The sequence below is a fragment of the Sphingobacterium sp. UBA865 genome, from assembly GCF_002295765.1.
Taxonomy (GTDB): domain Bacteria; phylum Bacteroidota; class Bacteroidia; order Sphingobacteriales; family Sphingobacteriaceae; genus Sphingobacterium; species Sphingobacterium multivorum.
In genome coordinates this window covers 61,547-73,714 of the sequence record NZ_DBGB01000002.1, presented here as the reverse complement: position 1 = coordinate 73,714, position 12,168 = coordinate 61,547, and the positions used below count along the sequence as shown (strand labels likewise).

Here is a 12,168-nt window from a genome sequence, read left to right as displayed (position 1 = left end):
AACTATTTACGTAAAAATGCCAACAGCAGATTGCGATATCCTCCGAACCAAATCATTAAGATCACAGAAAAAAGATAAATAGCAGTTTTGAGCACTAATCGAAAAACTAAATTATCGGACCAATGGTACCCTACAACCAAATGAAAAATGAGCCCAAGCAGGAGTGCAAAAAAGATGGGTCGCCATAGGCTATTGAAAAAGCCAACCATACTCCGTTTGAAAACCACCCGATACATTAGCCAGTAGGCCTGTACAAAATTGACATTAAATGTAACCAATAAACACATGGCTACTGCGTCAATACTTTTAGCATAAAATACACCAAATAGTATTCCCGCAACATTCAATATGGCCGAAAACAAACCGCATATAAACAGACTTTTCGTATCTCCTGCTGTTTGAAAAATGGAGCCCGATGACGAGAGGACCAATTGGATCCCTACTGTTAGACTCAATATTTTAAAAGAAGGGATAGCTAATCCCCACTGCGGTCCAAAAAATAATAAAATAAGTTCATCAGCCGAATAAAACAAGAAAGCGGATAATGGAAATCCGATCAGCGACAATAGGCTGGTTAATTTTAGATTTGCTTCATAAAGATAGCCATTATCCTTTCCCTTCTGACTTAATATCGGATGGATTACCGGTGTAATTACCTGCGTAATATTCTGAAGTGGCAGGGACATTAATCGATAAGATTTATCATAGAACCCCAGCGGTACCATGCCCAAGTATTTACCAATTAATAGGGTATCCGAATTTCTGCTGAAATAGTTGATAATATTAAATAAAAACTGAAAAATAGAATAAGAAAATAAAGGCCGAAGAGGTTGAAATGGAAAACGTAGGCTAAATTTTAATGGATACTTTAAATATGAAATAATAAAAATCAATAGTGATGAGAATATCGGATTTAAAATAAGCGCGTACCCCCCCATTCCTTTAAAGGCAGCAATTATAGATAGACCGCCGCCGATAATTTGAACAATCAAACTTCGTAAAGCGATCGATTTAAATAACCTATCGCGAAAAAATAAGGCATTAGGAACTACAGTAATTCCCGAGAAAAATAGACTTAGCGCCAGTAATTGGCAGATTGGTTTCAATTGGGGCTGTGCATACCATTTTTCAATAATTTCAGCAGACAAAAAGAATAGTACTGACAAAGTGATAGCAATATATACAGACAGCGAAAATAAATAGCCTAATGCCTTTCGATCCAGCTCTTTGTGCTGTATAACTGCAGGAGACAGTCCGAAATCAGCTATTAAATTTAGAAAAGCAATCGCCACCGTAGCTATGGCCACTACGCCAAACTGATCTGGTGCGAGCAATCGTGCTAAAACCGCGGTAACGACTAGCGAAATCACCAAATTCGCATATTTGGCCAATGCCGTGAAAAATACCCCAGAAACGATTTCCTTTTTTATGTTATCCATGCAAAAAGCCTTTCTTAAACAGTAGAACTCCGATCGTTTTAAATGAAACATATCTTCGCCAATGCGTTAAAACCAACAGAAATACTTTCCAGCGTTCAGCGATCGATAGCACATGTGCTTTCCATACCACTGCGTCCAACATACGATGCAGATACAACTCAATAATTTGTCTGCTATCCGAATACTTTCATCCGTACTCCCTCAAACGCCGGGCAACTGTGAAGTAACATGTTATATTAAAAAGTTTTAATCGGCTTGTCATAATGGAATCCGACCTGACACGCCTCTGAAAAAATTGCTGTGGGATATAAGCAACTCGAGCTGCCGCTAGATACAATAAGACTGTAAATAACTCATCCTCATGCACAATACCTGGTTCAAATCCAAATCCATTACGATCAAGTATGTCTTTACGAATTAAATACATACAAGCTGAAGAGAAAAAGTCGTCTGTGTTCAGTTGCTGTTGCAATGCGTCCGGCCCACTAAAAACAGTATAAGCCGGCATTTTTTGTCGGGAATAATTAAAATCCTTTAGTATGGAGCTATCGGAATTATCCGCAAAAACCGAAGCATCAAAATAAACAAAATCGAGGTCTTTCTTTTCACAATAATCCAAACACATGGATAGTGCATCTGCACGCAGCAGGTCATCACTATCCATAAAATAAATATACTGGCCGTTCGCAAGAGAAAGGCCTCTATTTCTGGCAGCAGATAGGCCTTGATTTTCCTGGGAAAATAATTTGACACGGTTATCGCATGAACTCCATTTTTCCAGTATCGAGAGACTTTGATCGGTCGAACCGTCGTTGATCAGTATAAGTTCAACATCAGCATATTCCTGATGAATAATGCTCTGTATAGCCTGATCAACATACATAGCTGTATTATAAACAGGCATTATAATGCTAATCAACGGTCTTTCATTCATGGTTTGATCCAGGCATTAAGATTAAAATCGTACTTTTTCACAATTTTGGCCGGGTTTCCAACGACAACACTATATGGCGGAACATCTTTTGTAACCACAGAGCCCGCGCCTATTACAGCATGCTCACCTATGCTAATACCTGCTAAAATAACGACATTCCCGCCGATCCAGACATCGTCAGCAATCGTCACTGGAGCGGTGCTGACTCCTTGGTCTGCAATAGCTTTGGTCACATCTTCATATGCGTGGTTTAATCCTGAAATAAGAACATTTTGACCGATATTCACTTTATTACCAATCGTCACTGGCCCAATGATCGTATTCGAAATTCCTATTCGGCTATTGTTGCCGATAAATAAATCGCCGACAGCGTTATTCAACACAGCAAATGACTCGACCACGGATCGAGACCCTATAATACATGTACGAAAAGGAACCAGATCACGACGCACACTACCATAAATCACCGAACCCGTCCCCCGTTTAACATAAAAAAACTGCAGCATACGAACATACCATCGCGGCCGTGTACGCACAGGATTCATGATAAACCAGTGCAGTAAGCGCTTGAACTTAGGATGATTATGAATGTACGCTTTCATATATTGCTAATGTATGTTTCCCTGTATGTTGCCACCTGAAAGCTTCGCTTCGCGCCAAACCTTTACTAACAAGCGAGCCATAGAACTGTGGTTCATCTTCTAATTTCAACATGCCTGCTGCAATGGATTTGATATCCATCGGGTCCGTATATACCACATTATCCCCGGCTACCTCAGGAATAGCAGATGTATTGGAAGTAACTACAGGTGTACCACAAGCCATAGCTTCAAGCAAGGGAAGTCCAAAACTTTCCCGGACAGAAGGATACAAAAAAGCAAAAGCACCATTGTAAACCTCAACCAATTTGTCATGAGCTATATATTCTTCGACTACAATAAAATCTTTTATTGTCAACAAATCAAGTTCTTTTAATAGTTTTTCCAAATATGTATGATCTAAATCGGCCAGGAGCAACCTTTTCTTGTATTTGCTTCCCTCCAAATAAAAAGCATAAGCCATCAAGGTGTTCCTCAGATTTTTTTTGGGATCGGTATTACCTAAAAGAAGCCAAAAAGCCCCCTTCTCAAGCTTTAAAAACGTACTTTCCGAAGGTATATCCATCAATTTAAATCTTGAACTTACACCATTATATACTGTGATAAGTTTTTTCTGTAGATGCGGAAAGGCCGCTTCGATATTTCTTTTTTCAAAGTTAGAGACAGTGATGACGGTATGAACCCTTTTCAATACACGTGGCACGACCCAACGCCTATAGATACGGCCCAAGTTTTGATACATGGACGAATTGCTACCAATCTTTTTCTCCATAAAGATGATATCGTGCAACGTAAGTACCAAGGGAATAGATAACCCCAATGGGGCAGTGTTGGAGGTACAGTGCAGGATATCCGCATTGCTGGTTTTAATAAGGTTAGGTAAGAGAAGTTGCTCCCAAATAAAATAATTAGAGCTTTCCAAAACTTTAATCTCAAAATTTGCTGAACCTTCCAAACAGCGGTCCTCTCCCGGTCCAACAGCAATAATATACCGGTTAAAGGTATCCAACTTTTGAAGCGCACGGATTACTTCCAATGCCACAAAATCCATCCCGTGTTTATTAAGGCGAAAGATTCGTTGTGCCTCAATTACTATAGTCTTCTTTTTTTTCGCCATGCGGTGTATGCACAAAAGTATTACGTCCCGATTTGATTCCCATAAAGCTACGTAAGATTGCCATAAAAATAAATGGTAATTTTAAAAAGCAGAGCAGAGTCCTGCGCGTATAAAATCTATTAGGTATAGCCAGAGCAAGTGACACGATAAACAAGCCATAGAGTATAAGCCATTTATAGGCCAATGCTGGAGCTACCAAATAGACGATACAGCCCAAAATAGGAACCATCCCGAGCAAAATAATGCGGGGCGGAATCGACCATTGGATCAGTTTGTCGAGCATAGGCCAGTTGCGGGTACGAATTATCGTACGAAATCGCTTCAAAGTATTCAAAAAAGTGTCAATTTGAGCAGCAATCCATCTTTTTCGCTGATTGGATAGATCGCGACGGTTCTGTACTTTCTCGTCTAGTACATACACATCTTCCAAATAAACCGTAAATATCTTATCTAAGAGCAAATAATACTCCAGCTCTTTATCCTCACCCATGGAGCTTATTTTAGCCATCGTATTTTTAAACCACTTAATTTCAAACAACATGCCCGAACCCGTCAATGCGGCGGGTAACCCCAGGTTCACATGCCCCTGCCTAAAAATTGAATTATTTATTTCCTCACTGATCCCATCGAGATAGGCCGTATCGGTATTGCTATTTTTTGCTATGCGATGTGTTTGGATAGCAACCGCGCCAGATGCAAAGCAATCGTTGACAAGTGCTAAATAATTTGGAGAAACCAAATTATCAGCATCCAATATAACCACGCCATCAAAATCTTCTTCTTTGATAACGTTCATTGTCAGATTTAGAGCAGCGGCTTTGGATCTTTTTTCATACGTAGGAATAAGTATTCGAACGCCTAAATCTTCAAGTTCCTGGTTTGTCTCTCTCGTCATACCATCAGAAACAACGATAATTTCGAAAAGCTCTTTTGGATAGTCTTGTTTTAAAAAAGAACGTATGCTATCAACGATTACTGCATCCTCCTTATATGCTGGAAATAGGATAAGAAATCGATGTTGAATATTCGATCGTTCAAAGAATAATTTCTTAGGAATGCGAAAGCCGACTGCAAATACAAAGAAATACATGATCCAAACCAGGAAAGGAATAAAAATCAATGTTTCAATAATAAACAAAACCGTTCCCATCAGCTTAGATTCTTTTTAGAAAATAATTTAATCCCAGACCATGTACCTGAACATACTGAACCAACATGCCTCCACTTACCATAAAAAACAAATTTAATTAATCTTATGCTATTCGCTATCCCAATAAGATAAAAAACAGCCAAAATCCGGTTTATTCCCGACCTATTTCGATAAGCAAACAACAAGCGGTTGCGTGTCAGATAAAATGTTTTTAATGGGGAGTCCTGACCTGTCGAAGCACTTTCTTTATGAAATATATGAGCACCTGCAAAATATACTAACTTATATTTTTTATTAATCCGACAGCTCCAATCCAGCTCCTCATAATAAAGAAAGAATAGCTCCGACATTACACCAATTTCCTTGATAATTCTGTTTGGTACCAACATAGCAGCACCATGTAAATATGGAATCTCAGCACAGTTATTATATTGTCCTCTGTCCTGTTCCCGATAACCGATCTGTTTATTACGTAGGGTAATTGATGTCAGCGGTGTACACCCAGCAAATTGGATCATTCCCTTGGGTTGATAATACATTATCTTAGGTGAAATTCCACCTACTTGTGAATCGAGCGCAAATACTTCTAACATGCCCAAAATTTCGCTATCGGCGTTTTCTGGAAGCAGTGTATCATTATTTAAGAAATAAATAAATTCACCAGTAGCGATTTCCAGCCCCAAGTTATTTCCTCCTGCAAATCCCAGGTTCATTCGGTTATAATAGCCTTTGATATTAGGAAATTGATGTTTGATCAGACTATATTCATCTTTTAACGAACCATTATCGATGACAATAACCTCATATGCAAAAGATAGCCTCGCATTCCGAATACTTTCCAATAAGGAAATGGTATCGGCCAATCCATTGTAATTGACCGTTATGAAAGATATTTTATACGGTTCTGATGTCATCACTCAATTTTTTGTCCAAATAAGGCGAAAGCATAATAACCCCCATTAGAATGTATACGGTCTGCCCAGTAGGCATTTGATGGAGCACTTCATTCGCATACCCCGCGACCATAATTCCTGCAAGTCCGGCTACAGAAGCCATTGCAATAGACTTGATCCGCCTATCTTTCAGTCGAAATAGCACGTAATATGTGCCATATCCCAATATCGTGAGACATAAAATAATATAGCAAATAAGACCGAAGATCCCCGTTTCTACCCATATAAAAACGAAGGAAGAATCTGTTGCGATACCATGTATTGCATCTCCTTCATTCGCATGTTTAGACCCGCCCAATCCTATACCAAACGGATGGTCGCCCATAAAGGTTCGCATTTTTTTCTGGTTTTCCAAGCGAACATTAAAGGAAGCATCCTTTGAAAAAGAGAAAGCCGTCCGCATACGACGGATATCGGAACTGCTATTGCCAATGGTCGTTAAATTAAAGAAAGCAAAAGCCATTATTAATAAAGAAAGACCAAAGATTATCCACTTCCACTCCTTTACAAGGACAATGAAGAAAGCAAAGCCTGCAAAAGGAACAGCAATAGCGGCCCTTGTCCCGGATATCATTAGCCCGTAAGCCGCAAAAGCGACAACAAAAATGTAAAGAAAACGTCTTTTTGCCTGCTTCTCATAAATAGCTAAGATCGTAAAAACTACCACAGCCAAGCCCATATGGCAGCCAAAGTTTGCTGCATCACTGAAGAACGAAAAGTAGCGGATCCCACTATAAATAACATGCGTATGAGCGCCGAATGTATATAGCCAAGCAGACTCGAATCGGTCTAGTCCGATATATTTTTGGCCTATAGCCTTCAAAGCTCCCAAAAGAACAAGTATGCCCCAAACTTTAAAAAATAAGCGCAATTTGGAAATGTTATCCAAACTAATAAAGACCAATAATTGAAATAAGACAATATGCATTCCAATGCTACGGACTGTCGTAATCCAGTTCGCAAAAGTGGACATTGGATTTACAATCTCCAGCATGCAATAAAGCATCCAAAGGATGGAGATCAGGAGGAAAGAATTAAAGTAAACCTTGCCTAAAGGATTTCCCCGAATAAAATGTAAAGCAAGCGAGAGAAAATTAAATAAGATCAAAAGATCGAGTATGACCCCTACCGGAAGTGGGAATGTGATGTAGCGTCCAAAACCCATCACCAGGTAGGATACAATATACAATAGAAAGAAACAACTTATTGGCGAAGACAGCAGCACCATAACAACCAACAGAAATACAGGCAGCATATAGAACACCATAGCCGATGACACACCTGCAAAAATAAAAATGCAAGTTCCCGCCAGTCCCCCGAGTATGAGAAACAGCAAAAGCAAATGCCGACTGCTTATCATGGACTTTGTATGATCAAACTGCATCATAGCCCACTATTTTCCCAACGATGTCAGACCAAAATTACCCAATTGATATTCCAGACGTCTCAAAAAGGTAAACGGAGGCAACATTCCTGTAAACTCTTCCACAACATATTTTTCAGCGTTCATCAGGCAAATTACGATTGGTTTACCGGCAGAACGTTGCAATAGATCTGCAAACATCAACTCATCTTCTGTTTTCCATACCGAGTCAGCTCTTAATACCAATAGCGTAGCCATTCCTCGCTCTAGAAATAGAGAAGGGATAGGACGTAATGCCATAGAGCCATGCTTGACTAATGAAATATCATAATTGCCCAGTTTTTCCGCCCACGTATCATCCACTAGATATTCCCTCGATTCGGCACTAAAATCAGTTCCTTCTTTATAGGCTAGTACATTAATACCCAATCCCTTCCAATAGTTTGTTAAAATATCTGTCAGTGAGCCCAAATCTAGTGTCGAAGAGAACTTGACGATGTTGATAAAGTTTATCGGATTCGAGTTGTTATAAAAACCATATAACCTATTGGCCAAAACATGGATCGCTCTTTCTTCAATTTTATGCTGTTTTGCACCGTTATTACCAAGCTTTGGCAGCGCTGCAATCACTTTCCCTTTTGTAATACGTTCAGTTCGCGTTTTATCCCTTAGCGTACGGTCAAAAAGTTCAATAATAAGTAAAATACCGAGTATAAATGCTACAGTCCCAAAAAAGACAGCAAATACAATCAATTTTCTGCTATGCGGAAGTGCATTTAACGGAAAGCTTGCCGGATTGATCACTTTTAGCGTAGCCGAATTCATTTCCAAGCTCTTTAATCTCAACCGCGCGGCATTTAAACTGGATAAGATTGACAAATAAGACTGCTCGGTAAAGGATATACCACGTTCCTTACGTTTTAAGACAGAGCCAATAGGTGAATATTGGGTGTATTTATGATCCAGTTCCTGCTTAAAATCACGGGCGACATTAAGTTCCGCCTCCGAGCGTTTGAAACGTAGAAGTTCTTCTACCCATTGCTTTACATAATTTGCATTTGGATAGCCGTTTTTAGTATATTTTTCCGCTGTATATTGATCCATAAACGAACGGAAGCCCTTCTCCTTTTGATCCAATTCATGCGACAGTACATCTAGATCAGCTCCGCCCTGTTTTTGCTTAAGAGAATCTACACTCAACGTCCGTATCTTTGAAATATTATAGTTGATGTCTGCAATCTGATTCATGCGTGCCAAAAACTCTGTATTATTTTTGATCGCACGCATATTGGCATCCATTCCCGACTCCAATTGTTTTATAGCTGCTTGTGCACTGTTATAAACAAATAAAACATCCTGATGCCGTAGTTCATACTCTTTATCCAATAAAGCAATTGCTTCCGTCTGTTTATCGTAATTGATCACCCGGTTTTCAACGTTATACATTGTCAAAGAATCTTCCTGTCCGCGAAGTTCCCGGCCTATACGTTCAAGCTCAGCCTCGAAATACCGGATGACATTGTTGGTACTGCCGAATTGCAAATTGGTATATTCGATCGCAAAAACTTTACTCAAAATATCCAATGTCTGAAAAGCAACCCCTGGATCGTTTGCCTGATAGTTGATCTGTAAAATATCGCTATTGTCTACCCTGTTGATCTTAATATTTTCGCGGAGAGCATTATAGCTGAAATAAGGATGGTTCCAGTTGAAAAGACCGTAGACAAAATTATTACGGTCTGCTTTCTCATATTTTTCCAAATTCTTTACCGTATTCTCTTCCGAGCTCTTATCAATCAACTTCTGTACGTCTTTGGGGGTAATTGCGACAAGCTCCTTGTAATGTTTTGCGGTAATATATACATTATCTTTAGTAGGATCGCCGTGAATCATAAGCCGTGCATAAAGCTGCATAGAAAGCCTTTTGATCGTTTCCTTCGAATTAATGGTATTGATAATATTCTGGATCGAATTATTTAACACGTTCCAGTCTTGCGAAGCATTGGATTCTCCCGGATCACTTCCATAACTTGAAATAACACCTGTATAAATTGTAATATCAGTCTTATACTGCCGATCCATTTGACGAGTCAGGTAGATCGCCAGCAAGGCAAAACCTAGCGGCAAAATCAACAGCCACCACTTAATTCTGAAAATGGCCCGAAAGATATAATGGAAAATATTCATGATGCTATTGGCTTATAATTTTTGTCTTACTCAGGATTTCTAAGGTAAGGATTTCATTGGTAATAATAGATTCGTTGGTTTTCAGAATTTCATAAGCCTCTGTCTCCAACTTCTTTGCTGTATTAAGATCGCTTATATTTGCATTGCCTGACTTAAATTCATTCTCAGTCATTTTGTAATTCGCTAAGGCGATATTGTAATCTTCAATTTTTTTCTTGAGTGTAGAAAGAGCTGTTTTTACTTTCGTATAGGAGTTGACGATACGGATACGTTGCTCATCAAGCCATTTGTCCAATTCCAGCTGCGTAAATCGCTGTTCCATCTTCTGACGTTTGATTTTATTGCCTCGATCGAAGAGATCATCCAAAGGAATATTCACTCCGGCAGTTCCGTAATAGGAGCTTTGGGTTACACCAGAAGACTGATAGAAAAGAGGAGTATATTCATTCGTAAACGCTGAATTAATCGCGATATTGCCATACTGCCAAGATCCACCAACCCTGAAATATTTTAACCAGCTTCTCTTTTCTGTTATCAACTGATTAGCCTGAGCCTCCATTTTTGCCTCATACATTTCCACGCCGGGACTTTGTTTGGCATTTTGATAGAGGGTCTCCAAGGACGGCAATTTCAGCTTTGTAAAATCAACCATATCCGTTGGGTCCATCACAGATTGTGCTTTTAGCAATAGGCCGAATGCTACTAAACACAACAGCAAAAAAGCTCTTTTAAGCAATAAGTTCATCGAAATAAATATTTATGTTATTAAACATCCGCCTTTTGGATGAATGCGGAAAACGTCTTATATAATATTTTTAAATCCATCCAGACTGAATAATGCTGTGCATAATCAATATCCAGTTTTATTCGTTCCTGATCAGACATACTTCCATTATCGCCCCGCTTTTCAACCTGCCATAGGCCCGTTATACCCGCCGGAGCCATAAATCGCTCAACACTATCGTCTGTCGTCAGCATTTCGGCTTCATAGAGTGGCAAGGGCCTATTACCCACAATAGACATATCGCCTTTAAGTACATTAAACAACTGGGGCAGTTCATCAATGCTATATTTACGGAGAATACGCCCGACCTTGGTTACACGTGGATCTTTCTCAAGTTTAAAGAAAGCCGCTTTTTTTTGTCTTCCAGCACTATTAGTACTTTTTACAACAGTATCATCATCAATAAGTACATCACGTAGCTCATCTGTCGTAAAAAGTTGCGCATCACCATCGCTTATCATAGTGGCGACAGTGCTACGATTAACGCTCAACGATGCATCCGCATATTGATTAAGCGCCATATATTCCTTTAGACGCTTGTCAGCATCCGGGTACATGGATCTGAATTTATAAAAATCAAACATATAATAGCCAGATCCTATCCGTTTCGACTTATAGACTGCCGAACCTTTACTTTCCAATTTGATGGCAATATAAGCGATTGCCAGTATCGGAGAAAGTAAGAGGATTAAAATCGAAGAAACTGCAATATCAAACAATCTTTTTCCCAGCGGAATTCCTATTTGAGGAAAAGAAGTGTTTGCTGTTTCAAATTTTTCAGTCTGCGTTGTCGCCTCAAAATATAGCCTTATGTATTTTCTAATTGACTCAAAAACATCTGCATGCGCCCGTGGACTAATGGTATTTGTAATACCAGCCTCAAAATAAGATTGTTTCTCAAAACGCGAAAGATCATTTCCTATCAAGATCAGCAATGTATCTTTTCCATGTTGGACAAGCTTTTTCAACCATGATAAATCTTTACTTAGGCTTTTGCTTTTCTCGTAGAATACCACAGAAAAAAACTGCCCTTCTTGCTCTTGAAAATACATATCCATGGCTTCGAAAGAATCAAAAAACTTCAAGTCAACACCCAAGATATCTTGGACTTGTTGATGAAAATAATCAAAAGTTTCGAGATTATCACCAAAGTATATATAATCGCTATATTGAGGCATTATTTTAATGCTTTTTTAATCCGTAGTTTTAATTCAAGGGGATTGAACGGTTTTAATATAAAATCATCAGCGCCGGCTTCGAGTAAGCTTATTCGCGTATTGGAACTATCCTCGCCAGACAAAAAGATAACCGGAATATTCTTTAGAAACTCGTTTTGCTTAATCATAATGAGCAAGTCGTATCCATTCATCTCCGGCATGGTATAATCCGATAAAATTAAATCCACGACATTTCCTTCCTTCAGCCAATTATAGGCGTCCATCGCATTGCTAAAGAAACGAAAGTCATAATCTGCACTTAAATAAAGTGTAATCAACTGACCAATTGCTGGTTTGTCATCAATTATTAGAATCTTTTTTTTCATGACGTCTTCAGAATATAATGGTTTAGGCGTATGGATTGCGTTATTTAAGCGATCTCCATATACCAAAGTACTCCTTTCTAGTAGACTACTTTGGTACAT

At 39.0% G+C, this 12,168-nt stretch carries 12 protein-coding genes; 1 reads left to right on the top strand and 11 read right to left on the bottom strand.

The genetic code is table 11. The annotated features are described in order from the left end of the window. Nucleotides 1-2: 2 nt before the first annotated feature. The gene (locus tag B2O97_RS01495; protein ID WP_286766796.1) at nt 3-1,439 is read right to left on the bottom strand and encodes a lipopolysaccharide biosynthesis protein; all 1,437 of its coding nucleotides are present in this window, start codon (nt 1,437-1,439) and stop codon (nt 3-5) included. 42 nt (nt 1,440-1,481) lie between these two features. Between B2O97_RS01495 and B2O97_RS01490 the strand changes: the two genes are divergently transcribed. Continuing rightward, nucleotides 1,482-1,604: a hypothetical protein gene (locus B2O97_RS01490; RefSeq protein WP_286766795.1), complete on the top strand. Its 123-nt coding sequence runs from the start codon at nt 1,482-1,484 to the stop codon at nt 1,602-1,604. A 22-nt stretch (nt 1,605-1,626) separates the two neighbouring features. Here B2O97_RS01490 and B2O97_RS01485 read toward each other — a convergent pair whose 3' ends face one another. From B2O97_RS01485 to B2O97_RS01440, 10 genes are read right to left on the bottom strand one after another with little or no spacing between them, the layout of a single operon-like run. Further along, complete coding sequence (locus tag B2O97_RS01485; RefSeq protein ID WP_286766794.1) at nt 1,627-2,373, bottom strand: glycosyltransferase; 747 nt, start codon at nt 2,371-2,373, stop codon at nt 1,627-1,629. Next, on the bottom strand, nt 2,370-2,975 hold the full coding sequence (locus tag B2O97_RS01480) for an acyltransferase (protein WP_286766793.1): 606 nt from the start codon (nt 2,973-2,975) through the stop codon (nt 2,370-2,372). Before B2O97_RS01480 ends, B2O97_RS01485 begins: the two co-directional genes overlap by 4 nt. Then, nucleotides 2,956-4,089, bottom strand: coding sequence for a glycosyltransferase family 4 protein (locus tag B2O97_RS01475; protein WP_286766792.1), 1,134 nt, complete (start codon nt 4,087-4,089; stop codon nt 2,956-2,958). Before B2O97_RS01475 ends, B2O97_RS01480 begins: the two co-directional genes overlap by 20 nt. Beyond that, entirely contained in the window at nt 4,058-5,239 is a 1,182-nt protein-coding gene (locus tag B2O97_RS01470) for a glycosyltransferase (protein WP_286766791.1), read from the bottom strand. The genes B2O97_RS01475 and B2O97_RS01470 overlap by 32 nt, the downstream gene beginning before the upstream one ends. Next, nucleotides 5,239-6,153: a glycosyltransferase family 2 protein gene (locus tag B2O97_RS01465; RefSeq protein ID WP_286766790.1), complete on the bottom strand. Its 915-nt coding sequence runs from the start codon at nt 6,151-6,153 to the stop codon at nt 5,239-5,241. The genes B2O97_RS01470 and B2O97_RS01465 overlap by 1 nt, the downstream gene beginning before the upstream one ends. After that, entirely contained in the window at nt 6,134-7,579 is a 1,446-nt protein-coding gene (locus B2O97_RS01460; protein ID WP_286766789.1) for an O-antigen ligase family protein, read from the bottom strand. The genes B2O97_RS01465 and B2O97_RS01460 overlap by 20 nt, the downstream gene beginning before the upstream one ends. Nucleotides 7,580-7,585: 6 nt before the next feature. After that, nucleotides 7,586-9,742, bottom strand: a complete 2,157-nt coding sequence (locus B2O97_RS01455; RefSeq protein WP_286766788.1) for a hypothetical protein — start codon at nt 9,740-9,742, stop codon at nt 7,586-7,588. Nucleotides 9,743-9,746: 4 nt separating this feature from the next. Next, nucleotides 9,747-10,487, bottom strand: a complete 741-nt coding sequence (locus tag B2O97_RS01450; protein WP_286766787.1) for a TolC family protein — start codon at nt 10,485-10,487, stop codon at nt 9,747-9,749. Between the two features lie 20 nt (nt 10,488-10,507). After that, nucleotides 10,508-11,704 carry a sugar transferase gene (locus B2O97_RS01445; RefSeq protein ID WP_286766786.1) on the bottom strand — a complete coding sequence of 399 codons (1,197 nt, stop codon included), beginning with the start codon at nt 11,702-11,704 and terminating at the stop codon, nt 10,508-10,510. Then, nucleotides 11,704-12,168, bottom strand: coding sequence for a response regulator (locus tag B2O97_RS01440; protein WP_286766785.1), 465 nt, complete (start codon nt 12,166-12,168; stop codon nt 11,704-11,706). Before B2O97_RS01440 ends, B2O97_RS01445 begins: the two co-directional genes overlap by 1 nt.